This is a genomic window from Cellulosimicrobium sp. So1_17 (assembly GCF_055181235.1).
Map to the genome: position 1 here is coordinate 3,835,116 of NZ_CM143702.1, position 23,511 is coordinate 3,858,626.

Annotated in this window: 21 protein-coding genes; 10 read left to right on the forward strand and 11 right to left on the reverse strand. The window is 74.9% G+C overall.

Annotation, left to right across the window (positions count from 1 at the left end):
* Positions 1–247: 247 nt before the first annotated feature.
* Together ACZCLJ_RS16930 and pnuC are read right to left on the reverse strand one after the other, a co-directional pair.
* A complete protein-coding gene (locus tag ACZCLJ_RS16930; RefSeq protein ID WP_463104598.1) occupies positions 248–1,375 on the reverse strand; it encodes an AAA family ATPase in 1,128 nt (375 codons plus the stop codon).
* Entirely contained in the window at positions 1,372–1,998 is a 627-nt protein-coding gene (gene pnuC, locus ACZCLJ_RS16935) for a nicotinamide riboside transporter PnuC (RefSeq protein ID WP_463104599.1), read from the reverse strand. The genes ACZCLJ_RS16930 and pnuC overlap by 4 nt, the downstream gene beginning before the upstream one ends.
* 107 nt (positions 1,999–2,105) lie before the next feature.
* Between pnuC and ACZCLJ_RS16940 the strand changes: the two genes are divergently transcribed.
* Entirely contained in the window at positions 2,106–2,549 is a 444-nt protein-coding gene (locus tag ACZCLJ_RS16940) for an OsmC family peroxiredoxin (protein WP_251150097.1), read from the forward strand.
* A 118-nt stretch (positions 2,550–2,667) separates the two neighbouring features.
* Here ACZCLJ_RS16940 and ACZCLJ_RS16945 read toward each other — a convergent pair whose 3' ends face one another.
* Both ACZCLJ_RS16945 and ACZCLJ_RS16950 read right to left on the reverse strand, forming a co-directional pair.
* On the reverse strand, positions 2,668–3,711 hold the full coding sequence (locus ACZCLJ_RS16945; protein ID WP_463104600.1) for an NAD-dependent epimerase/dehydratase family protein: 1,044 nt from the start codon (positions 3,709–3,711) through the stop codon (positions 2,668–2,670).
* Between the two features lie 41 nt (positions 3,712–3,752).
* A complete protein-coding gene (locus tag ACZCLJ_RS16950) occupies positions 3,753–4,424 on the reverse strand; it encodes a TetR/AcrR family transcriptional regulator (protein ID WP_463104601.1) in 672 nt (223 codons plus the stop codon).
* A 173-nt stretch (positions 4,425–4,597) separates the two neighbouring features.
* Here ACZCLJ_RS16950 and ACZCLJ_RS16955 point away from each other — a divergent pair, with 173 nt between their 5' ends.
* From ACZCLJ_RS16955 to ACZCLJ_RS16965, 3 genes are all read left to right on the forward strand, one after another.
* Positions 4,598–5,293, forward strand: a complete 696-nt coding sequence (locus ACZCLJ_RS16955) for a hypothetical protein (protein WP_463104602.1) — start codon at positions 4,598–4,600, stop codon at positions 5,291–5,293.
* Entirely contained in the window at positions 5,290–7,428 is a 2,139-nt protein-coding gene (locus ACZCLJ_RS16960) for a YhgE/Pip family protein (protein WP_463104603.1), read from the forward strand. The genes ACZCLJ_RS16955 and ACZCLJ_RS16960 overlap by 4 nt, the downstream gene beginning before the upstream one ends.
* A 302-nt stretch (positions 7,429–7,730) precedes the next feature.
* Entirely contained in the window at positions 7,731–10,697 is a 2,967-nt protein-coding gene (locus tag ACZCLJ_RS16965) for an FAD-binding and (Fe-S)-binding domain-containing protein (RefSeq protein WP_463106423.1), read from the forward strand.
* 40 nt (positions 10,698–10,737) lie between these two features.
* Here ACZCLJ_RS16965 and ACZCLJ_RS16970 read toward each other — a convergent pair whose 3' ends face one another.
* Together ACZCLJ_RS16970 and ACZCLJ_RS16975 are read right to left on the reverse strand one after the other, a co-directional pair.
* A complete protein-coding gene (locus tag ACZCLJ_RS16970; protein ID WP_463104604.1) occupies positions 10,738–11,763 on the reverse strand; it encodes an NADP-dependent oxidoreductase in 1,026 nt (341 codons plus the stop codon).
* 94 nt (positions 11,764–11,857) lie between these two features.
* Positions 11,858–12,244: a DUF1304 domain-containing protein gene (locus ACZCLJ_RS16975; protein ID WP_463104605.1), complete on the reverse strand. Its 387-nt coding sequence runs from the start codon at positions 12,242–12,244 to the stop codon at positions 11,858–11,860.
* A gap of 102 nt (positions 12,245–12,346) precedes the next feature.
* Here ACZCLJ_RS16975 and ACZCLJ_RS16980 point away from each other — a divergent pair, with 102 nt between their 5' ends.
* Positions 12,347–12,952 carry a TetR/AcrR family transcriptional regulator gene (locus tag ACZCLJ_RS16980; RefSeq protein ID WP_251150104.1) on the forward strand — a complete coding sequence of 202 codons (606 nt, stop codon included), beginning with the start codon at positions 12,347–12,349 and terminating at the stop codon, positions 12,950–12,952.
* Between the two features lie 10 nt (positions 12,953–12,962).
* Here ACZCLJ_RS16980 and pdxR read toward each other — a convergent pair whose 3' ends face one another.
* Entirely contained in the window at positions 12,963–14,519 is a 1,557-nt protein-coding gene (gene pdxR / locus ACZCLJ_RS16985; RefSeq protein ID WP_463104606.1) for a MocR-like pyridoxine biosynthesis transcription factor PdxR, read from the reverse strand.
* Between the two features lie 81 nt (positions 14,520–14,600).
* Here pdxR and ACZCLJ_RS16990 point away from each other — a divergent pair, with 81 nt between their 5' ends.
* Both ACZCLJ_RS16990 and ACZCLJ_RS16995 read left to right on the forward strand, forming a co-directional pair.
* The gene (locus ACZCLJ_RS16990) at positions 14,601–15,584 is read left to right on the forward strand and encodes an aldo/keto reductase (RefSeq protein WP_463104607.1); all 984 of its coding nucleotides are present in this window, start codon (positions 14,601–14,603) and stop codon (positions 15,582–15,584) included.
* Between the two features lie 121 nt (positions 15,585–15,705).
* Positions 15,706–16,317, forward strand: coding sequence for a nitroreductase family protein (locus ACZCLJ_RS16995; protein ID WP_463104608.1), 612 nt, complete (start codon positions 15,706–15,708; stop codon positions 16,315–16,317).
* On the opposite strand, the gene ACZCLJ_RS17000 is transcribed toward ACZCLJ_RS16995, so the two are convergent.
* On the reverse strand, positions 16,314–17,162 hold the full coding sequence (locus ACZCLJ_RS17000) for a CofC family guanylyltransferase (RefSeq protein WP_463104609.1): 849 nt from the start codon (positions 17,160–17,162) through the stop codon (positions 16,314–16,316). The genes ACZCLJ_RS16995 and ACZCLJ_RS17000 overlap by 4 nt on opposite strands.
* The gene (gene cofD / locus ACZCLJ_RS17005; RefSeq protein WP_463104610.1) at positions 17,155–18,099 is read right to left on the reverse strand and encodes a 2-phospho-L-lactate transferase; all 945 of its coding nucleotides are present in this window, start codon (positions 18,097–18,099) and stop codon (positions 17,155–17,157) included. The genes ACZCLJ_RS17000 and cofD overlap by 8 nt, the downstream gene beginning before the upstream one ends.
* Positions 18,100–18,154: 55 nt before the next feature.
* On the opposite strand from cofD, the gene ACZCLJ_RS17010 reads away from it, so the two are divergent.
* Both ACZCLJ_RS17010 and ACZCLJ_RS17015 read left to right on the forward strand, forming a co-directional pair.
* Complete coding sequence (locus tag ACZCLJ_RS17010; RefSeq protein WP_251150110.1) at positions 18,155–18,475, forward strand: MTH1187 family thiamine-binding protein; 321 nt, start codon at positions 18,155–18,157, stop codon at positions 18,473–18,475.
* Between the two features lie 127 nt (positions 18,476–18,602).
* The gene (locus tag ACZCLJ_RS17015; RefSeq protein ID WP_463104611.1) at positions 18,603–20,063 is read left to right on the forward strand and encodes a restriction system modified-DNA reader domain-containing protein; all 1,461 of its coding nucleotides are present in this window, start codon (positions 18,603–18,605) and stop codon (positions 20,061–20,063) included.
* A 95-nt stretch (positions 20,064–20,158) separates the two neighbouring features.
* Here ACZCLJ_RS17015 and ACZCLJ_RS17020 read toward each other — a convergent pair whose 3' ends face one another.
* Complete coding sequence (locus ACZCLJ_RS17020) at positions 20,159–20,992, reverse strand: ABC transporter permease (protein ID WP_463104612.1); 834 nt, start codon at positions 20,990–20,992, stop codon at positions 20,159–20,161.
* Positions 20,989–22,059 carry an ATP-binding cassette domain-containing protein gene (locus ACZCLJ_RS17025; RefSeq protein WP_463104613.1) on the reverse strand — a complete coding sequence of 357 codons (1,071 nt, stop codon included), beginning with the start codon at positions 22,057–22,059 and terminating at the stop codon, positions 20,989–20,991. The genes ACZCLJ_RS17020 and ACZCLJ_RS17025 overlap by 4 nt, the downstream gene beginning before the upstream one ends.
* Positions 22,060–22,189: 130 nt before the next feature.
* Between ACZCLJ_RS17025 and ACZCLJ_RS17030 the strand changes: the two genes are divergently transcribed.
* A complete protein-coding gene (locus ACZCLJ_RS17030) occupies positions 22,190–23,215 on the forward strand; it encodes a helix-turn-helix transcriptional regulator (protein WP_463104614.1) in 1,026 nt (341 codons plus the stop codon).
* The last annotated feature ends 296 nt before the right edge of the window (positions 23,216–23,511 follow it).

The following is a 23,511-nucleotide window of genomic DNA, read 5'->3' on the forward strand; positions in this document are numbered from 1 at the left end:
TCACCGCCCTCGTCCATTCGCGAGCGCGGTCGCCACGCGGACGGCTGGGCCTCGGGTGGTCGGTCGCGGCGCTCGTGCTGAGCCTGACAGCGGTGCTCGTGAGCGCCTTCTTCTTCGGCCCATGGGCCACGCTCGCCCTCGGGGCACTCGTGTGGGGCTCTGAGCTCCTCGTCGCTCAGGAACGGGCCGCTCGCGGGGCAGGACGTGTACCGGCGAGCGAGACGAGTGCTCCCCGAGCCCGACGCGATCAGTAGGCGTCGGTGCCGGCCTGGGGGAGCGGGTCGGCGACGTACCGCGGGGTCGTGAGCAGCGGTACGACGCCGGCCAGCGCGTCCGCGAGCCGGGTCGCCCGGTCGCCGCGCACCTCGAACCACGGGACGCCGGGGTGGTCGCCGTCCGCGGAGGGCAGCTCCGCCGGGCCGAGGTGGTGGACGACGTCGGCCGGCTCGGCCAGGCGCGGTCCCGTCGCGGCGAGGACCTCGCGGAACCGGTCCTGCATCGCGTGGCGCACGTGCTCGCCGTCGCGCAGGCCGTCCTGGACGAACGGGATCTCGTCGCCCGTCAGGACGTAGAGGTCGGGGCGTCGGGTGGCGGCCAGCGCCTCGACGCTCGGGGAACGGTCGCCGACGTAGCGCTCGTGCCACAGCGTCGTCGCGAGGACGTCGGTGTCGCAGACCAGCAGCGGGACGGGCGCGGCCGCGGCGGCGTCGTCCTCGCGTCGTGCCTGCTCGCGCGCGACGAGGTCGAACTCCGCGGTGTGCCACGGCGCCGTCGGTCCGCCGGGTCGGTCCACGGACCACTCGCGGCCGAACTCGAGGACGGGGTCGAGGCCGAGGTGCCCGGCGAGGTCGGTCGCGAGCGTGGTGGAGCCCGTGGACTCGGCCCCGAGCACGACGACGCGCCGCACGTACCAGGACCGCACCGGCGCGGGCAGCGCCCACCAGTGGGCCGCGGGGTCGGCGCGGACCGCCGAGCCGGACACGGGCAGGTTCCGGCGGTCGGGATCCACCTGGACCCACGTGGCGTCGAAGCGCCGCGCGAGCTCGACGCCGTACCGGTCGGAGGTGAGGACCGCGTCGACGGGCGGGTCGTCCGGGTCGAGGAGGGCGCGCATGACCTTGACGTGCTCGTCCCACGCGTGCGGGTCGGCGTAGTCCACGGGCGCGTCGTCGAGCCCGTGCACGACGCGCGCCCCCGGGGCCTCGGCGCGCAGCCAGTCGGCGCGCAGCGCGGCGGGGATCGACTCGCGCGTCGACGCGAGCACCTCGACCGTGACGCGCTCGCACCGGGCGAGCGCGGTGCGTACGAGCTGGAGGTGGCCCGCGTGCGGCGGGTAGAACTTCCCGATCACGAGACCGTGGGCGAACTCCCTCACCGGGCCGACCCCGCGTCGTCGGGCACGACGAGACCAGCGGGGACGCCCGGCGTCTGCTCCGGACCCGGCACGCGCCGCGCCGCCGACCACTCCCGCAGGCCCTGGACGCACAGGGCGACGAACCCGACGTAGAGCACCGCGGTGAGCCACAGCCCCTGGCTCGCGTAGAGGCCCACGAGCACGACGTCCGTGGCGATCCACACCCACCAGTTCCCGATCCACTTGCGGCCGAGCATGGTCTGCGCGAGCAGGCTCGACGAGGTGGTGAGGGCGTCCCAGAAGGGCACGGTCGAGTCGGTCCACGCGGTGAGGACCGCGAAGAGCGCGACGGTGCACGCCGCCGCGGCGAGCAGTCCGACGACCCACGCGGCGCGCGGCGTCCGGTGGACCACGAGCCCGCCGCGGTCAGGGCCTCCGCGCAGCCACCAGTACCAGCCGAGCGCGCCGAGCACGAGGTACACGACCTGCAGGCCGGCGTTGGCGTACAGGCCCGTGCCGGTGAAGAGCACGAGGAACACGACGTTGTTGGCCAGCCCGACCGGGAACGTCCACACGTTCTGCCGCACCGCGAGCCACACGCAGGCCGCGCCCGTGACGAACCCCAGGATCTCCTCGACGCTCACGGGCGCTCACTCTACGAGGCCGGGATGCCCGACGGCGCGGGGCCGGGTTACGGTCGGGACGAACCCGGGCGCGTCCCCGGGACCCTCGACGTCGAAGGAGCACCCGCATGCCCACTCGTATCGCACGCACCGCCTGGAACGGCGGCCTGCAGGACGGCCAGGGCCAGGTCGAGCTGTCGAGCTCGAAGGTCGGCACGTACGACGTCTCGTGGCCGCGTCGTGCCGGCGACGACGCCGGCGGCGTCACGAGCCCCGAGGAGCTCATCGCCGCGGCGCACTCGTCGTGCTTCGCGATGCAGTTCTCGGCCGTGCTCGCCGAGGCGGGCGCGACGCCCGTTGCGCTCGAGGTCACGGTCGAGGTGGAGTTCGGCCCGGACCCGGCCGGCGGCTTCAAGATCCCGTCTATCGCCATCACGGTCCGCGGCGAGGTCGAGGGCATCGACGAGGCCGGGTTCCAGCAGGCGGCCGAGACGGCCAAGGCGACGTGCCCGGTCTCGAAGGCGCTCGCGGGCGTCGAGTCGATCACGCTGGACGCCGCGCTCGAGGGCTGAGCCCCGGCGCCGTTCCTCTCGCCGAACCCGGGGTTGCCGGGTGCTCACGTCCGTGGGTGCCCGGCAACCCCGGGTTCGGCGCGTCCGGGCGCGAGACGTCCCGGCAGGACGTCCCGCGTCAGCGCGGCACGAGCGGCGGGGTCGACGTGCCGGCGCCGTCGCGGATCCCCGTGACGAGCTCGGCGAGCGTGTCCTTCGCCTCGTGGACCGGCGCCCAGCGCAGCAGCTCGTTCGCGAACGTCATGTCGAGCACGGGGACCCGCATCGCCATGTCCAGCCAGCCCTCGCCGACCGGGACGAGCCGCGCGCGCCACGCCGCCGCCAGTGCGGTGCGCGCCGTGCCGAACGGGACCTCGCGCCACGAGCCGTCCGCGACGACGTCGGCGACGTCCTGCGGGGTGAGCACGGTGGGGTGGGCGACGTTGAACGGGCCGGGGTGGCGCCCGACGACGATGCGCGCGTAGGCGTCGGCGAGGTCGTCGGCGTGGACCACCTGGAGGCGGAGCCCGCCGGGGAGCGGCACGGTCGGGAGGGGCTCGCGGCGCAGGGCGCGCGTCCCGAGCGGGCCGAGGAAGTACCGGGAGATCTCGGAGGCGGCGTCGCGCTGGAAGACCAGGGCCGAGCGCACGCGCGAGACGACGAGGCCGGTCTCGCGGTCCACGTCGTCGAGCAGCGCCTCGACCGCGGCCTTGTCCTCGGAGTACGACGACCCGGGCACGCCGTCGACCGGCCACGCCTCGGAGACGGGCGTGTCGCGCGCCTCGCCCGCGTAGCGCGCGGGGGAGTAGGCGCCGACGGAGGAGGCCACGACGAGGTGCTGCACACCGGCGCGCCGCACCGCGGCGACGACTCGACGCGTGCCCTCGACGTTGACGCGACGCAGGTAGCGCCGGTCGTGGCTCGGCTGGATCGCCCACGCCAGGTGCACGACCACGTCCGCCCCGGCGAACGCGGCGTCGAGCCGCTCGTCCGCGTCGGACGCGGCGACGTCGGCGTAGCGCCAGGTCGCGGCGTCGTGGGGGAAGCCCACGGTGCTCGACCCGTCGGCACGCGGCACGCGCCGCGCGACCGCGACCACGGACGTCACGGCGGGTTCCGTCGCGAGGCGGCGCAGCACCGCCGTCCCGACGTTCCCGCTCGCCCCGACGACCACCACGCGCATGTGCTGCCTCCCGCTCTCGGCCGGTCCCACCTGCCCCGACGCTAGCCCGCCGAGCCGGAGTTCGCGCGGGCGATGCCGAGCACGACGCCCCGCGCGGGCTCGCTGAGCTCGGGCACGAGGACGATGGTGCTCGCGAGCACGAGCCGCTCGATCTCGGCGCGCGTGAGGTCGCTGCCGCCGAGCCAGGCCGCGGTGACGTTCTCGACGAGAGCGACCCAGCCGCCGACGAGCAGGTCCCAGCGCGACGTCGGCGTGGCCCCGACGGTCGCGGCCGTCGTGGTCATCCGCAGGACGAGGCCCGCACGTACCGCGGCGAGGGCTTCCTGGGTGGCCGGGTCGTCGCCGAGCGTGCCGCGCCACAGGTCCTGCCAGACCCGGCGGCGCGACTCGACGGTGTCGAGGAACGCCGCGACGGCGAGCGCCGGGCGGTCGGCGAGAGGACGGTCGTCGGGCGCGACGGTCGCGCGCTCGAGCTCGGCGACGGCCTCGAGCACGACGGCCCGGCGCAGCCCGGACGTGGAGCCGAAGTAGTGGAAGACCAGCGCCCTGGACGCCCCTGCGCCGGACGCGACGGCGGCGGGCGTGAGGGCGTCGAGACCCTGCTCGTCGGCGAGGCGGGCCGCGGCGTCGAGAAGCTCGCGCCGTCGATCGGCCGGTTCGCGCCGCGTGCGGCTCTGCGGCGAGTGCCCGCCGGCCGTGGGGGACGTGGTCATGGCACTGTTCTACGCGGCTGTTGACTGGAAGTCAATACGGCTCGTACCCTTGTTGACAAGAGGTCAACACGCGACGGCGGGCGGCACCGGGCATGCAGCCGGGAGCCCCGGTGGCGCAGGCGGGCGGAGGCGCGCACCGGTCGGTGCCGTCGCCGCAGGAAGGATGTCCCGAGGTGCAGATCACCCTGACCGGCGTGCGCGTCGACGGGCGGCGCGAGCCGATGCTCGAGCCGGTGGACCTGGTGTGGAGCACGGGCGAGACCGTGCTCGTCGCGGGGGAGCCGGGCCACGGGCACACCGCGCTCGCGCTCGTCGCGACCGGCCGCTTCGCGCCGAGCGCGGGCGAGGTCCGCCTCGAACCCACGCCGCGGGGCGCACGCACGGAGCCCGGCCCCGCGCGGGCCGCCGACCTGCGCGCCGTGAGCGCTGTCGTCGACGTGCCCGGCGTCAGCGAGCCCGACGACGCGCTGACCGTCGCCGCCGTCGTCGCGGAGGGCCTCGCGCTCGCCGGGCGACGAAGCCTTCCGACGGACGTGTCGCGGTGGCTCGCGGAGCACTCGTTGACCACCGACCGGGGACGGCGGCTCGACCAGGTCCCCGGCGTGGTCCGGACGGCGCTCCTCGCGGCGCTCGCGGCCGAGCGCGAGGGCGTGCGGTTCCTCGTCCTCACGCTGCCCGACCGGCACGGCGGCGAGCCGAGCGGGTGGTGGGAGGTCGCGCAGACGCTCGCCGCGTCCGGCCTGGGCGTGCTCGTGCAGTGCTCCCGCTCGTCCGCGCGGGACCTCGGCGTGGACCTCCCGCCCGCGCACGGCTCGTTCGCCGTGCCGCCGGTCGTGGCGCTGCGCTCCGCACCGGAGGTGACCCGATGACCGCCGTCCGCCTCGGGCTGTCGGAGCTGCGACGCCTCGCGTCGGGAACGCTGCCGCGCCTCGCGATCCTCGCGATGGCCCTCATCCCGACCCTCTACGCGGGGCTCTACCTCTTCGCGAACCACGACCCCTACGGCCGCCTCGACGAGATCCCGGCCGCGCTCGTCGTGCTCGACGAGGGCACCACGACGACCGATCGATCGACTGGCGGAGCGACCGGCGAGCCTGTCGAACGCGACTTCGGCCGCGACGTCGCGGACCAGCTCCTCGACGACGGCGGCTTCGGCTGGGTCGAGACGTCCCAGGTGGACGCCGAGTACGGCGTGCGGTCGGGACGCTACGACGCGGCGCTCGTCATCGGCCCGACGTTCTCGGCGGACCTCGCGTCGGCGGGCGAGTTCGCGCCGCAGCAGGCGAGCCTCACGCTCGTCACGAACGACGCGAACAACTACCTCGCGCGCACCATCGCCGACCAGATCGTCGGGAAGGTGCGCGACTCGATCGCGGAGCAGGTGGGCACCGAGGCGGCGGACACGTTCCTGCGCGGCTTCGCGTCGATCCACACGAACCTCGCCGACGCGGTCCACGGCGCCGGCCGGCTCCTCGACGGGTCGACGCAGCTCCGGGACGGCCTGGTCACCGCGGACGACGGCGCGCACACCCTCGCCGACGGCGCGGCACAGGCCGCCGACGGCGCGGAGACCCTGCGCTCGAGCGTCGGACCGCTCGCGGACGCGGCCGAGCAGCTCGACGACGGCGCGGACCGGCTCGCGACGGGTCTCGCCACGCTGCGCGACGGCACGGCGACGCTCCCCGACGAGACGCGCCGGCTCGCCGACGGCGCGGCCCAGGTCGCGGACGGCAACGCGCAGGTCGCGCAGTACGGGCAGCAGGCCGCGGGCGCCGCCGCCCAGGTGCTCCCGGCGCTCGACACGGTCCGCGACGACGTGGGGACTGCGCTCGACGACCGTCTCGGCGACCTCGTCGACCAGGGCGTCCTCACGCAGGAGCAGGCCGACGCGGTCCGCGCCGACGTGCAGGCGCAGGTCGCGCCCGTCCTCGACGCCCGGCGTGAGCAGGTCCAGGGCGCGGTCGACCAGGTGGAGGGCGCGTCCGCGCAGCTCGACCGGCTCGCCGACGGCTCGCGCCAGGTCGCGGACGGCGCGAGCACGCTCGCGGCCGCGACGCCGCAGCTCACGTCGGGCATCGCGACCGCGGCCGACGGCTCGGCGACCCTCGCCGACGGGACGGGGCAGCTCGCCGCCGCGACGCCGGCCCTGGTCGACGGCGTCGGTCGGCTCGCGGACGGGACCGCCCAGGTGTCCGACGGCGCGACGAACCTCGCGGACGGCACGGCGCAGCTGCGCGACGGGTCGGGCGAGCTCGTCGACGGCGTCACCCAGCTCCGGGACGGGCTCGCGGAGGGCCTCGGCCAGGTGCCCGACCTCGACGAGCAGACGCGGCAGGACACCGCCGAGACGATCGGCAACCCGGTGTCCGTGCACAACGAGGCGCTCGCCTCCGCGGGCACGTACGGAGGCGGCCTCGCGCCGTTCTTCCTCTCGCTCGCGACCTGGATCGGCGCGTACGTGCTCTTCCTGCTCGTGCGACCGCTCTCGACCCGCGCTCTCGCGGCGGGGCGCTCGGGGCTCGCGACGGCCCTGGGCGGTTGGCTCACCCCGGCCGCGATCGGCGTCGTGCAGGTCGCGGCGATGTTCACGGTGACGAAGTTCGCGCTCGACATCGACCCGGTGCACGGGGTCGGCACGGCCCTGTTCCTCGTGCTCGTGTCCGCGACGTTCGTCGCGATCCTCCAGGCGCTCAACGTGTGGCTCGGCGCCGCCGGCCAGTTCCTCGGGCTCGTGCTGATGCTCGTGCAGCTCGTCACCGCCGGCGGCACGTTCCCGTGGCAGACGATCCCGCAGCCGCTCCAGGGGATGCACCGGTTCCTGCCCATGACGTACGCCGTCGAAGGCCTGCGCCAGCTGCTCTACGGCGGGAACCTGGCGACGGTCGCGCGCGACGTGACGGTCCTCGCCGTCGTGCTGGCCGGGGCGCTCGCACTGACGACCGTCGCCGCGCGCCGCCAGCGCGTGTGGACGGTGACGAAGCTCCAGCCCGAGCTCGTCCTCTGACGCCGAGGTGCTTCCCCGGTCCGCTGAGGGTCGCACCGAGGTCCGCGAGGTAGAACGGCGGGTCGCGAGGTAGAGCTCCCGGAGCTCTACCTCGCGACCTGCGGTTCTACCTCGCGTGGCGGCGTGGCGGTCGGTCACCGGGCGGACCGTTCGACGGCGCGCCGACGGACAGTGCGAGAATCACCGACGTGTCCGCTGAGATCGACGCCACCCCGACCCCCGCCCGGCAGCACGACGGGAACGGCTCGCGGCGGTCCGGCTCCGGCGCCGTCACCGCCGCCGAGGCCGAGCACGCCGCAGCGCTGCGCGAGGCCGAGCGCGCCGCCGACGCTGCCCGCACGGCCCTCGCCGACGCACTGCGCACCGTGACGCGCGGCGACGTGGACCCGTCGTCCCGTCGCCGCGCCGAGTACTCCACGGACGCCTCCAACTACCGCGTGCTGCCCGAGGTCGTGGTGCTCCCGCGGGACGTCGACGACGCGGTCGCCGCGCTCGACGTCGCGCGCGAGCTCGAGGTACCGATCACGGCCCGCGGTGCGGGGACGTCGGTCGCGGGCAACTCGGTCGGCCCGGGCGTCGTCCTCGACTTCTCGCGGCACGTGCACCGCGTGCTCGACGTCGACCCCGAGGCGCGCACGGCCCGCGTCGAGCCGGGGGTCGTCATGTCGTCGCTGCAGCAGGCCGCGGCGCCGCACGGGCTGCGCTTCGGCCCGGACCCCTCGACGCAGAACCGCGCGACGCTCGGCGGCATGATCGGCAACAACGCGTGCGGCCCGCACGCCGTGGCGTACGGCCGCACGGCCGACAACGTGGTCGAGCTCGACGTCGTGGACGGGACGGGCCGGCGCTTCACCGCCGGGAAGGGCGACCCGACGTTCGCCGCGGTCCCCGGCCTGGCCGACCTCGTCCGCGAGAACCTGGCCCTGATCCGCACCGAGTTCGGTCGCTTCGGCCGCCAGGTGTCGGGGTACTCGCTCGAGCACCTGCTGCCGGAGAACGGCTCCGACCTGGCGAAGGCGCTCGTGGGGACCGAGGGCACGCTCGTGACGATCCTCGAGGCCACGGTCCGCCTCGTCCCGGTGCCGTCCAAGCCGACCCTCGTCGTCCTCGGCTACCCGGACATGCCGTCGGCCGCCGACGACGTCCCGACCTTCCTCGGCCTGAGCCCCCTCGCGGTCGAGGGGCTCGACGCGCGCCTCGTCGACGTCGTGCGCCGGGCCAAGGGCGACGCCTCGGTCCCGCCGCTGCCGCCCGGTGCCGGGTGGCTCATGGTCGAGGTCGGCGGGGCGACCCCCGAGGAGGCGATGGCGAACGCCGAGGCGATCGTCGCGGCGTCGGGCAGCGAGGCGACGCTCATCCTGCCCGCCGGTCCCGAGGCCACGAAGATGTGGCAGATCCGGGCCGACGGCGCGGGCCTGGCCGGGCGCACGCCGTCCGGGGAGCAGGCGTGGCCGGGCTGGGAGGACTCCGCGGTCCCGCCGGAGAAGCTGGGCGCCTACCTGCGCGACCTCGACGAGCTCATGGCGCGCTACGGCGTCGACGGCCTGCCGTACGGGCACTTCGGCGACGGCTGCGTGCACCTGCGCATCGACCTGCCGCTCGAGGCGTCGGGCTCGGTGCTGCGCACGTTCATGCTCGAGGCCGCCGACCTCGTCGCGAAGTACGGCGGCTCGCTGTCCGGCGAGCACGGCGACGGCCGTGCGCGGTCCGAGCTGCTCCCGGTCATGTACAGCCCGGAGGCGATCGCGCTCCTCGAACGCTTCAAGGCGCTGTTCGACCCGCAGGACGTCATGAACCCGGGCGTCGTCGTGCGCCCGCGGGCGATCGACGACGACCTGCGCCGCCCGCAGGCCCACCCCGTGCTCTCGGCGGTCGGCGGTGGGGGTGACCCGGGCACGACGGCGCCCGTGAAGGTCTCGAAGATCTCGCGCCGTGCCGGGTACCAGGGCTTCTCGTTCGCGCACGACCACGGTGACATGACGCAGGCCGTGCACCGTTGCGTGGGCGTGGGCAAGTGCCGCGCCGACACCAGTGCCGCGGGCGGGTTCATGTGCCCGTCGTACCTGGCGACGAAGGACGAGAAGGACGTCACGCGCGGTCGTGCGCGCGTCCTGCAGGAGGCGGTCAACGGGACGCTCGTCGGCGGTCTCGCGGCGCCCGAGGTGCGCGAGTCGCTCGACCTGTGCCTGTCGTGCAAGGCGTGCTCGAGCGACTGCCCGGCGGGCGTCGACATGGCGCAGTACAAGTCCGAGGTGCTCCACCGCACCTACCGCGGGAAGCTGCGCCCGGTCGACCACTACTCGCTGGGGTGGCTGCCGGTCTGGGCGCGGCTCGCGACGGGCATGCCGCGGTTCGTCAACAAGCTCTTCGGCATCCGTCCGGTCGCGAAGACCGTGCTCTGGGCGGGCGGCATGGACACGCGGCGCTCGATGACGACGTTCGCCGAGGTCCCGTTCCGCACGTGGTGGAAGCGCGGCGGCGCGAGCCAGGGCGTGCCGGGGCTGCGCATCGGCCAGGTGCCGGGACGTCCCGTGCGCGACGAGCGCCCCAAGGTCGTCCTGTGGACCGACTCGTTCAGCGACAACATGTCGCCGACCGTCCCGCAGGCGGCCGTCAAGGTCCTGACCGCCGCGGGGTACGACGTCGTGGTCCCCGAGCAGGAGGCGTGCTGCGGCCTCACGTGGATCAGCACGGGCCAGCTCGACGGCGCGCGCAAGCGCCTCGAGAACCTGCTCTCGGTCCTCGGCCCGTACGCCGTCAACGGCATCCCCATCATGGGGCTCGAGCCGTCGTGCACCGCGGTCCTGCGCTCCGACCTCGTCGACCTGTTCCCCGACGACCCCCGCGCGCAGGCCGTCTCGCGCGCGACGCGCACGCTCGCCGAGCTGCTCACGTCGGTGGACACGGCACCCGGCACGGACTCCGGGTGGCGCGTGCCCGACCTCTCGGACGTGACCGCGGTCGTGCAGCCGCACTGCCACCAGCACTCGGTGATGGGCTTCGCCGCCGACGAGCGCCTGCTGCGCGACGCCGGCGCGACGATCAAGGTCCTCGCCGGGTGCTGCGGGCTCGCGGGGAACTTCGGGATGCAGAAGGGGCACTACGAGACGTCCGTCGCCGTCGCGGAGAACGCCCTGCTGCCCGCGCTGCGCGACGCCGAGCCCGGCGACGTGTACCTCGCCGACGGGTTCTCGTGCCGCACGCAGGCCGACGACCTCGCCGGGGTGCAGGGCAAGGCGCTCGTCGAGCTCCTCGCCGAGCGCCTCTGACCCGCGGCCGGACCAGGGCCGCCCGGCCGACGGCCTGCGACTACCGCGCCGCGGGGTCGACGCGCACGACCATCTTCCCGACGTTGCCGCCACGCATCATGTCGAGGAACGCGTCGACCGCATGGTCGATCCCGTCGACGACGGTCTCGTCGTAGGCGATCTTCCCCTCGGCGAACCAGCCGCTCATGCGCTCGCGGAACTCGCCGGCGAGCCCGAGGTAGCCGCCGAGCGTGAAGCCCTGCATCGTCAGGCCGCGCGTGATGAGGTTCGCCAGGTTGTCCGGTCCGGGGGCGCGGTCGGTCGCGTTGTACCCGGCGATGGCCCCGCACAGGGCGACCCGTCCGCCGTCGTTCATGACGTCGAGCGCGGCCTCCAGGTGGTCGCCGCCGACGTTGTCGAAGAACACGTCGACGCCGTCCGGCACGAGCGAGGGGAGCTGCTCGCGCACGGGCGCGGCCTTGTAGTCGAGGGCCGCGTCGTAGCCGTAACGCGACGTGAGGAGCTCGACCTTCTGCGGACCACCGGCGGAGCCGACGACGCGCGACGCGCCGAGCAGGCGCGCGATCTGCCCGGCCGCGGTCCCGACGGCACCCGCGGCACCCGAGACGAGGACGGTGTCGCCGGGCTTCATCCCGGCGATCGCGGTGAGGCCGACGTAGGCCGTGAGCCCGGTCATGCCCAGGATCCCCAGGTGGACCGACGACGGGTGGCCCGGGATCTCCGGCACGACCCGGAACCCGGACGCGTCCTCCTGCACGACGTCGCGCCAGCCGTGCTGGTGGAGCACGAGCGCCCCGACGGGCAGATCGTCGACCGTCGTCTCGACGACCCGGCCCACCGCGCCTCCGGTCATCGTCTCGCCGAGGGCGAAGGGAGGGGTGTAGCTCTTCACGTCGTTCATGCGGCCGCGCATGTAGGGGTCGACGGACACGAACTCGTTGACCACGCGCACCTCGCCGGGGGCGAGGTCGCCGTACTCGACGGTGACGGTGCGGAAGTCGTCGTGCGTCGGCCAGCCCTCGGGACGGGTGGCGAGCTGGACCTGGGTGCTGCGGGCGGACGTCATGCGGAGGGCCTCCGGTGGGGTCGGGTGTGACGGCTGCTGGTGGGTGGTGGGCTCGGTCCTGCGAGCCGCGGCGTCGCGCGGCGGGACGCGGCAGTCAGGCTGCGAGGGCGACGACGACCGCCAGGACCGCCAGGAGCGGTAGCGTCCCCTGCTTGACCGCGGCCGCGCGGTGCGCGCGGGAGGAGAGGAGCAGGACGAGCGCCGCCGCGAGCATCGAGCCGGTGCCGGTGAGCACGAGGGTCGTGCCGACGGTCGTCTCGCCCGCGACGTGGAGGACGACGCCGAGCACGGTGACGATCGCGAGGAACAGGTTGTAGAACCCCTGGTTGAACGCGAGCGACCGCGTGGCCTCGGCCTCCTCGGGCGTGGTGGCGAACGTGGCGCGGGCCCGGGGAGAGGTCCACGCGACGGACTCCAGGTAGAAGATCACGACGTGGAGCGCCGCCGCGGCGGTGGCGAGCACGAGTCCGACGACGATCACGCGACCACTTCCTCTCTGCCGCCGACGTCTGGTCGGCTTTCTGGACTGAGCGTTACACAACATATACTGGACTGCACGGTTCACAAAAAGCGAGGAGCACCCGTGGGCAGGCCGCAGTCGTTCGACACGAGCGCCGTCGTGCGCGCGGCGCGCGCCGCCTTCTGGGAGCACGGCTACGAGGACGCGTCGCTGCCGCTGCTCGAAGGTGCGACGGGGCTGCGCCGGTCGAGCCTCTACCACGCGTTCGGGAGCAAGCGCGGGCTGTTCGACGCCGCGGTGACGAGCTATCTCGACGAGGTCGTCCGCCCACGGCTCGCCCCGCTCACGGTCGCCGACGTGCCGCCGGACGCGGTGGTCGACTACTTCGTCGGGCTGCGCGCCGCCCTCGCCGCGCCGGGCACGGTCCAGGCGGACAGCGGCTGCCTGCTCATCAACGCCGCGGGAGCGCCGATCGGGAAGGACGTGGTCGTGCGCGAGACCGTGGCCGCCTACCGGGCCGAGCTGCGCGCCGCGATCCGGGCCGGCGTCGTCGCCCGCTTCCCCGACCGTGACCCGGCCGAGCACGACCGCGTCGCCGACCTGTGCACCGCGCTGCTGGTCTCGGCGTTCCTCCTCACGCGCGTCGACCACCCGCAGGCGCTCGCGAACCTCGACGCCGCGCTCGACCTGCTCGCCGCCGACAGGGCGCCGGCCCCGGCGTCGGCATAGAGGGGACCCGCTACCTCGCGGTGGCGGCGTCGACGGCGTCGGCGAGCCGCTGCACCGCCTCGTCGACCCGCGCGTCGGCGAGGTTGCCGTACCCGAGCACGAGCGTGGTCGAGCGTGCGCCGGGGGTGACCTGGTAGCGGCGCAGGTCCACGACCGCCACCTCGCGCGCCGCCGCCTCGCGCACGACGTGGGCCGCGTCGGGTGCGTCGTCGCCCAGGTCGAGCAGCGCGTGCATCCCGGCGGCGAGGCCGCTCACGGTCGCGCGAGGCAGGTGACGGCCGAGCGCGGCGAGCACCGCGTCACGACGGGCCCGGTAGCGACGCCGCGCCGCGCGCAGGTGCCGGTCGTACGCGCCTGCCGTGACGAGACGCGCGAAGGCGAGCTGCTCGACGGTGGACGGTCCCGCCGTCGGGCCCGCCGCGCGAGCGACGGCCTCGCGCCAGCGCGCCGGCACGACCATCCACCCGAGGCCGAACGCGGGGGAGATCGTCTTGCTGATCGAGCCGAGCAGCAGCACCCGGTCCGGGTCGAGGCCCTGCAGCGCGGCGACGGGGCGGCGGTCGTAGCGGAACTCGGCGTCGTAGTCGTCCTCGACCACGAGGCCGTCGACGTCGCGCGCCCAGGCCACGACGGCCTCGCGGCGCTCGGGCGTCAGTGCCGTCCCGGTGGGGAACTGGTGCGCCGGTGTGAGGAGCGCTGCGCGGGCGCCCGTCCGTCGCGACGCGATGACGAGCGCGCCCGTGTCCACGCCGTCCGCGTCCACGGGGACGGGCACCGGTGTCAGCCCGGCGCGCGTCGCGACGTCGCGCAGCACGGGCCAGCTCGGGTCCTCGACGAGCAGGTGCGTGTGCCCGGCGGCGGCGAGCGCGGCGGCCACGCGACCCATGCCGTCGGTCGCGCCGTGCACGAGCGCCACGGCGTCGTCGGGCGCGGCGACGACGCGCGCGCGGCGGAGATGGCCCGCGACGACCGCCCGCGCCGTCGGGTGCCCGCCCGGAGCCGGCGCGCCGAGGTCGTCGTTCGACGCCGTCCCGGACGACGAGCCGAGGACGTCGCGCGTCGCGCGCACCCAGTCGTCGCGCGGGACGTGGCGCAGGTCGGGCACGCCCGGCGCGAGGTCGAACCGAGGTCGCACCGGAGGGGGCTGCCTGGCGGGAGGGACGGCGCGCGCGGGTCTACCATCCGCCGCTCGTTCCTCGCGGCTCCCGCCAGGCCCACCACGACCCGCGCGCGCCGTCCCTCCCGCCACGCTCGTACCGCGCCGTGCCGCGCCCGCCGCGGAGACGCGCGTGGCGGAGCCCGTGCGGGCTTCGAGGAACCCCTCGGCGACGAGCTGCCCGTAGGCCTCGGTGACGACCCACCGGGAGACGCCGAGCGTCTCGGCGAGCTGCCGGCTCGGCGGCAGCGCGGAGCCCGCGCCGACGCGGCCGGAGCGGACGGCGTCGCGGATCGCGCGCTCGAGCCGCTCCACGCGCGAACCCGGCCCGGTGCCCAGGTCGAGCAGAGCCTCCCAGGCGAGGGCCGTCGTCGGGCCCGGAGCCGGAAGATCGGTCTGGTCGATGCTCATGGGATCGGACCGTACACCCATGCCGATCGCTCTCTAGCGTGGAGATGTCACCAGGAACACCCACGAACGGGAGACCGCATCATGCGCTACCGCACCATCGGCGACGGACGCACGACCTTCGACGTCTCGACCCTGTGCCTCGGCACGATGAACATGGGCACCCTCGTGGACGAGGACACCTCGTTCGCGATCCTCGACCGCTACCTCGAGGCCGGCGGCACGTTCCTCGACACGGCGAACAACTACAGCTCCTGGGCCGGCGGCTACGGCCGGGACAGCGAGGACCTGCTCGGCCGCTGGCTCGCGACCCGCGGCGTGCGCGACGAGGTCCGCCTCGCGACCAAGCTCGGGGCAGCGAAGAAGGACCCGGCGCTGCCGCTGCAGAACGTCGCGCCGACGAACTACCAGGGGCTGGCCGCCGACGTCGTCGAGCGCGAGGCGCACGAGAGCCTGCGCCACCTCGGCGTCGACCACCTCGACGTCCTGTACGGGCACGTCGACGACCTCGACACCCCGCTCGCCGAGACGGTCGGCGCGTTCGGCAAGCTCCAGGCCGAGGGGGTGGTGGGGATCACGGGCATCTCGAACGTCGCGGTGTGGCGCGTGGTGGAGGCGCGCGAGGAGGCGCTGCGCCAGGGGATCGCGCCCTACGGGCTCGTCCAGCAGAACCTCACCTACGTCTACCCGACGCCCGAGCCGGGGCGGCACAACTGGGCGTCGTACGAGCTGCTCGACTACGTGGCGTCGACCGGGACGCCGGAACGTCCGCCGCTCGCCGTCGTCGCGTACTCGCCGATCCTCCAGGGCGCGTACGTGCGCCGCGACAAGCCGCTGTGGGACGGCTTCGACCACCCGACGACGCGCGAGCGCGTCCGCACGCTGCACGAGGTCGCAGGCCAGACCGGCGCCACGCCGAACCAGGTCGTGCTCGCGTGGCTCCTCGGCGGCGAGCACCCGGTGATCCCGGTGATCGGGCCGAGCACGGTCGAGCAGCTCGACGAGCTCCTCGGCGCGGCCGACCTCGACCTCGACCCCGAGATCCGGGCGCGCCTCGACGCCGTCTGAGGCCTCGTGTCAGGGCGACAGGTCAGCGGGGTGACCTCTCGCCCTGACACACCACAGGACGTCGCGTCGTGTCAGGGCGACAGAACACCCGGGTGACCTCTCGACCTGACACGATCGGGGCATGGAGTTCCAGGACGTCGTGCGACACCGCCGCATGGTCCGGCGGTTCACCGCCGACCCTGTAGACCCCGCCTCGGTGGACCGCGTGCTGCGCAACGCCGTCCGCGCCCCGAGCGCCGGCTTCGCGCAGGGCTGGGCGTTCGTCGTCCTGACCGAGCCCGACGACGTCGCGCGCTTCTGGGCAGCCTCGACGCCCGCGGACTCCGAGCGGGACATGAGCGCGTGGCTCGAGGGCATGCGCACGGCCCCCGTGATCGTCCTCGTCCTCACCTCGAAGGACGCCTACCTGCGGCGGTACGCCGAGGACGACAAGGGCTGGGCCGACCGCGACGAGAACCGGTGGGCCGTGCCGTACTGGCACGTCGACGCCGGCATGGCGTCGCTGATCATGCTCCAGACCGCCGTCGACGAGGGGCTCGGCGCGTGCTTCTTCGGCGTGCAGCCCCGTGAGGTTCCGCGGCTGCGCGAGGCGTTCGACATCCCCGACGAGTACGCGCCGACGGGCGTCGTCGCACTCGGCCACCCGGGCGACACCGGCCCGAGCGGGTCGCCGCGCCGTCGGGCCCGCAAGCCGCTCGACGACGTCGTGCACCGGGGCCGCTGGGGCGGTTAGCCGGCAGCGCCGCCGGCGTGCAGACCGGGTACGTGCTGCCCGACGGCGGCCCGCACCTCCGCGGGCAGCTCGCCCCAGTCGTCGATCGTGTCGAGGTCGGTCGCCGTCCCGGGTCGCTGCACGACGGCGGCCCGCAGCCCGCGCGCGGCGGCCTCCGAGAGGTGCGAGGCGAGGCTGTCGACGCCGAACCGGAACCGGAACGCCTGTCGAGCACGACCCTGCGGTCGCTCTGCGGCGGAGAACGGCTCTGAGGTCGTGCTCGGCGGGACCGACGCGTCCCCGGAGAGGACGAGCAGGTTCGTCCCCGACCGGTGCCGGTCGGTCGCCACGACGACCGGCGCGTCGTCGGCGAGCAGCGCGGCGACGTCGTCGGTCGTCAGCGCAGGGAGATCCGCGTGCGCGACGAGCAGCCGCACGGGGCCGTCCTCGACCGCGATCTCACGCCCCACCTCGACCGCCTCGTTCAGCCCCGGTCGGTCCGCGGGCTGCAGCACGATGCGGAGACGGTCGGCGTCGTCGGTGAGCAGCGGAGGCCCCTTCCCGTCTCCGGCAGTGCTCGACGCCTCCACGACGACGTCCCGCAGCGCGCGCCACGTGAACCGCGGGTCCGACGTCACGACGACCACCCGCTCCACCGCCTCGGACGCGAGAAGCGTCGCCACGACGTGCCGCGCCAGGACGGCGACGAGCCGGCTGCGCGCGGCCGGGTCGAGCACGTGCGCGAGCCGCGACTTCCCGGACGTCCCGTCGCGCAGCGGCACGACGGCGACCACGCGCCCCGGGCGACCCGACCCCGCCGGGCGGGCCGCGCCGTCGGGCACGACGGCTCCGGACCGGTCAGCCACGCGCCGCCGCCAGGATCTCCCGAGCGAGGCGCTCGCGGCCGTCCGCGCCGCCCATGACGGTGTCGGTGACGAGGACGCGCAGGCCGAGCGCCGCGACGTCCTTTGCGAGGTGCGCGTCGCGCTCGTCGACCACCATGTGGTCGACGAGCCCCGTGTAGAGGCGCGCGACGCCCAGCGCGGACACCTCGTGGCCGAGCGTCGCGAGCATCTGCGCCGCGGGCCCCTTGATCGCCCGTCCACCGACGATCGGGCTCACCGCGACGCGGTGCGCGCGCGACCCGACGAGCGCCTCGCGGACGCCGGGCACGCCGAGGACGGGCGCGACGGACAGGAACGGGTTCGACGGCGCGACGACCACGACCCGCGCGTCGCGCACGGCCTCGACCACCCCGGGCGCGGGGCGCGCGGCCTCGATGCCGTCGTAGACGAGCCCGACGACGTCGTCGGCGTGCTGACGACCCACGAAGTACTCCTGGAAGCCGAGCCGTCCGCCGGGCGTGTCGACGAGCGTCGCCACACGGTCGTCGGTGACGGGCACGACGCGCGCCCGCACGCCGAGCGCGCGGCTGAGCTCGGCGGTCACCGCGGACAGCGGCGCCCCGGCCCGGAGGCGGGCTGTCCGCACGACGTGCGTCGCGAGGTCCTTGTCGCCGAGCGTGAACCACGTGTCCTCGCCGAGCCGGCCCATCGCCTCGAGCGTCGCGTACGTCTCGCCGACCACGCCCCAGCCGCGCTCCTCGTCGGCGAGACCGGCGAGCGTGTACGTCACGGTGTCGAGGTCGGGCGAGATCGCGAGGCCGTGGAGCTCGACGTCGTCGGCGACGTTCACCACGACCGTGAGGTCCGCCCCCGCGCGGTCCATCCCGTGGGCGAGCCGCGCACCCCCGACACCTCCGGCCAGCACGGTCACCGCGTCGGTCGCCACGCCCTCAGTCACGGACCGAGCCTACGTCGGGGGCGAGCACGGTCGGCGACGTGCCACCATGGGCCCCATGGCCGTCTTCGCCTTCTCCGTCGCCCCGCTCGGTGCCGGCGAGTCCGTCGCGGACTCCGTCGCCGAGGCCGTCCGCATCGTGCGCGAGTCCGGCCTGCCGAACCGCACCACGTCGATGTTCACCGAGATCGAGGGCGACTGGGACGAGGTCATGCCCGTCATCCAGCGGGCCACGGAGGCGGTCGGGGCCGGCGGTCACCGGGTGTCGCTCGTCGTCAAGGCCGACATCCGGCCCGGCCGGACGGGCGAGCTCACGGGCAAGGTCGAGCGCGTCGAGGAGCGTCTCGCGGCCGACGAGCAGGAGTCGGGACACGCCTGACCTGCGGGTTTCCCGACGCCCGAACCGTACCGGTTCGGGGTGTTCGCGGGACTTGACCGCCGACGTAGGCTAAGCCGCAAACGCCCCCGCCCCGGACGCGTTCCGCAATGCAGCAGGAGACCCCCCGATGCCCCTCTTCGAGGTGGACGCCGAGCGTCCGTTGCTCGTCCAGCCGCCCCAGCCGGCCGGCGCCTTCGGGACCGACGCGCAGCGCGTGGTCGACGGCAACCTCGACAGCCTGCTGGGCGAGCAGATCTTCCCCGTCAAGGAGGGCGCGTCCGACGACGAGCCGCACCTCCTCGCGCTGGACGCGGCCGGGCTGCCGGTGGTCATCGAGGTCACGGCCGAGCTCACCGAGAGCGCCCTGACGGCCGCCCTCAACCACGCGGGCCGGGCCGGGCGCCTCACGCGCGCGGAGCTCGCCGCCCGGTACACGGGTGGGGCGTCACGCTTCCAGCAGGACGTCGCGGCGTTCTACGACAACGTGCCGCTCACGCGGTCGCAGGCCACGGCGCGCACCACGGGCGCACGGCTCATCGTCATCTGCTCGAGCGCCGCGCCGGGGATCGAGGACGCGCTCGACTTCCTGCGCCAGCCCGGCTCGCCCGTCGCGGTGCTGCGCCTCGGCGTGGTGCACGGCGCCGACGGTCGCCGCTTCGTGGACGTGTCGCCGCTCGCGGTCGGCCGTCCCGAGACGCCCCCGACGCCGGAGCGCACGCCCGTGCGTGCCCGGGAGGCGGCGCCCGCCTCCGACTTCGCGGACGGCGTCGCCGTGGGCCGAGCGCTGACCGGCAAGTTTCCCGTGGTGACGCAGCACGCGCGCTCGCGCGCCGAGCGGCGCCGCGAGCTCGAGTCGAGCACGACGTACGGGTCGACCCCGCCGTCCGCCGACGTCACCGGGCAGCTCGCGCCCGTGCCGCTCGAGATCCCTCTCGGTGGGCCCGCCGCGGAGGACGGGCTGCCGGTGCTGGACTTCGTGCCCGTCGAGGACCCGTCGACGGCGCGTCCCGCGCCCGAGCAGCGCACGTGGTCCGACGAGCCGAGCACGTGGGCCGACCGCCGGCCCGCCGGCAGCGGGGACGACGCGCGCGTGCCGCGGACGTCGATCCTCACGCGCGAGTCGGTGCGCACCCGTGAGTCGTACCGGACGCGCGAGTCGATCCTCACGCACGAGTACGCCGCGCAGCACTCGCCGGCGTCGGAGCGCTCCTACGACCCGCTGTCCTACCAGCCGCCGGCCGGGCTCGAGCCCGACCCCCTCGTCGGTCGGGAGGTCGCCCCGGTGCCCGCGCCCGCCGTCGTCGACGTGCCGCTCGGTCCCGACGACGACCCGGACCTGGTGGCGCTCGCGCGCACGCTCGGGAGCCCGCGCCACCTCGTGTGGTCGCGTCCGCGCCGCGGCCAGCGGTTCGAGGCGGTCCTGCAGCCCGACGGCTTCATCGAGCTGGCCGACGGCGCCCGTTACCGGCACCCCGACCTCGCCGCCGTCGCGGTCTCGGGGACCGCGACGGCGGACGGGTGGAGCGTCTGGCGCCTCGGCGACGACGGCCCCTCGCTCACCGACGCGTTCCGCGCCCACCACGCCTGACCACCGGTGCGCGTGCTCACGAGCCCGGGCAGCGCGGTGGCCCGGGCCGTCGAGACGGTCCGGGCCACCGGCTGAGGCGTCGCCGCGCCGCGCCGTCAGTCCGCGGACGTGACCATCGCACGGATACCGACGACCAGGCCGACGACCGCGGTCGCGAGCGCGGCGACCCAGCCCCAGGCGACCGCGGTCGCGCCGAGGTCGCCCGCGAACAGCGCGCGCTCGGCGTCGACCACGTACTTCAGCGGGTTGACCGACGCGGCGACCTGCATCCAGTGCGGCCCCGACTCGAGCGGCAGCAGCATCCCGGACAGGAGCATGAGCGGGAACAGCACCGTCTGCTGGACCATCCAGAACATCCAGTCCTGCTTGCGCACCGCGAGGGCGAGCGCGTAGGACAGCGCGCCGATCCCGACGCCGAGCACGGCGAGCAGCGCGAGCCCGAGCACCGCGCCGGCCGCGTGGAGCTCGAACCCGAACGGGAGCATGACGAGCACGACGATCACGGACTGCGCGACGATCGGCACCATCTCCTTGAGCGCACGGCCCACGAGCAGCGACGACCGCGACAGCGGCGCGACGAGCATGCGCTCGTGCGCGCCGGTCTGGAGCTCGAACAGCAGGTTCGCGCCCGTCGCGGACGTGCCGAACAACGTGGTCATGACGAGGATCGACGGGACGAACCACTGCCAGACGCTCCCCCCGAGCACCTGGGTCCCCCCGAGCGATCCCACGAGAAGCGGGCCGAACAGCACGAGGAAGACGATCGGCTGCACGAGGCCGAACACGACGGAGAACGGGTCGCGCACCACGGGCCGCAGCTCGCGCGCGAGGACGATGCCGGTGTCGCGGACGACATGGCGTCGCGACGGCGCACGTGCCGGTGCGGGCGGGGTCGCGGGGACGTCGGTGCGGGTGTCGACGGCGCTCATGCTGCGGTCCTCTCGGTAGGCCGGGTCGTCGTCCCGGCGGTGTCGGTGGTCGGTGCGTCGCTCGTGCCGGGGTGGGTGGCGCCGGCCTCACGGAGGCTGCGGCCGGTGAGGGCGAGGAAGACGTCGTCCAGCGTCGGGCGGTGGACGTGCGCCGTCGCGACCGGGATCCCCGTGGCGTCCGCCGCGCGCAGGAGGCGGGGAAGGTAGGCGTCCCCACGCTCCGCACGCACGGTCACCTGCGACCCGTCCCGGGCGAGCACCTCGCGGAACCCGTCGACTCGGGCGGCGACCTCGACGAGACGAGCGACGACGTCGGCCCCGCCACCCTCCACGGTGACGACGACGCGGTCGCCCGCGAGCTCGGCCTTGAGGTTCGCGGCGGTGTCGTCCGCGATGACCTCACCGTGGTCGACGACGACGACGCGCTCGGCCATGGAGTCCGCCTCGTCGAGGTAGTGGGTCGTGAGGACGACGGTCATGGGCGCGCCCGTCGTCGCGACGGCGTCGGCGCGCATCCGGCCGACGTGCTCCCACAGGTTCGCCCGGTTGTGGGGGTCGAGCCCGGTCGTCGGCTCGTCGAGGAAGAGCAGCGCGGGGGAGTGGACCAGGCCCATCGCCACGTCGAGGCGACGTCGCTGGCCGCCCGAGAGGTCGGAGACCTTGCGCGTCCTCTGGGCGGTGAGCTCGAGCACGTCGAGCAGCTCGTCGGCGCGGCGCCGGGCGCCACGACGGTCGAGACCGTGGATGCGCGCCTGGCTCACGAGCTCGTCGACGGCGCGCTGACCGTGGCCGGCCGCGTTCCCCTGGCCGACGTAGCCGATGCTGCGGCGGACGGCGTCGGGCTGCGCGACGACATCGAGACCCGCGACGGTCGCCGTGCCCGACGTCGGGCGGATCAGCGTCGTGAGCATGCGCAGCATGGTCGTCTTGCCGGCGCCGTTGGGGCCGAGGACGGCGACGAGCTCGCCGGGCGCGACGTCGAGGTCGATGCCGCGCACGGCGTGCACGGTCCTGCTCGCGTCGCGCCCGACGGGGAAGTCCTTCGTCAGGGCTCGGGTACGGATCACGGTGTCCTCCGGGGCGTGGTGGTCGGTGGTCTGGGGGATCGGTGGGTGACGCCGGTGCGGCACCGGCTGAGACCACTCTTCCCGGTGTAGCGGTCAGGTTCTGGCCTCTACTGCGTGCGATGCTGGCGGCATGCTCGAGACCTCGGGACGACTGCTCACGCTGCTGTCCCTCCTGCAGGCCCGCCGCGACTGGCCGGGCCCCGCGCTCGCGGAGCGCCTCGCCGTCAGCCCGCGCACGGTCCGACGCGACGTCGACCGGCTGCGCGAGCTCGGCTACCCGGTACAGGCCACGAAGGGACCGGACGGCGGGTACCGCCTCGACGCGGGCGTCGACCTGCCGCCCCTGCTGTTCGACGACGAGCAGGCGGTCGCCGTGGCGCTCGCCCTGCGCACGGCGACGCTCCCGGGTGTCGAGGACGCGGCGGCCCGTGCGCTCGCCACCATCCGCCAGGTGATGCCGGCGCGGCTGCGCGGCCGGATCGACGCGCTCGAGGTGACGGCGGTCCCGCGCGCTCGGGAGTCGGGCCGTCCGGCGGTGCGCCCGGACGTCCTCGTGGCGATCGGCACCGCGGCACGGGAGCGGCGCGTGGTGCGCTTCGACTACGACGGAGGGTCGGGGGACGTGCTGCGTCCGGCGCACGCACCGGACGCTGCCGGCTTCCGGCCCCCACGGCGCGTCGAGCCGCACCACCTCGTCACGTGGGGCGGCAGGTGGTACCTCGTGGCCTGGGACCTCGAGCGCGACGACTGGCGCACGTTCCGGGTGGACCGGATCACGGTGCAGTCGGGCGACGGCCCGCGGTTCCGGCCGCGCGACCTCCCGGCGCCCGACGTCGCGACCTACGTGTCGCAGGCGTTCTCCCGTCCGGCGTGGCCGGTCCGCGGCACGGCCGAGCTGGGTGCGGGCGCGGACCACGTCGCGCCGTGGGTGGGGGACGCCGCGATCGTCGAGGCGCTCGGCGAGGACCGGTGCCGCGTCACGGCCGGCTCGTGGTCCTGGGGTGGGCTCGCCGCCTGGTACGGCATGTTCGACGTCCCCGTGACGGTCGTGGGGCCGCCGCAGCTGCACGACGCCGCGCGGCAGGTCGCGGCACGGCTCGCCGGTGGCCCGAACGGGCCCGCGGAAGCACCGGTGGGCGCACCGGAGGTGCGGTGAACGCGGTGAGCGGGGTCACCACGAGCGGGTTTGACCGCGCGCCCTGCGCCCCGTAATGTTCTCGAGGTCGCCCGGCAGGGAGGAACAGACACCACGGCGTAGCTCTTCGGAGCAGACGCGAAGTGGCTGGTCCCGCAGGCGAATCCCCTTCTTCAGATCGTGAGTGCAGCGTGCTGCGCCTGCGGTACTGTTCGGGGGCCCGATTCAGATCATTCTGAGCGAATTTCCGGTTTCGACCGGGTTCGGGACGAAGGTCTGGGTCTGGTAGGCTAGAGAACGAAGCCCCGCGCAAGAGT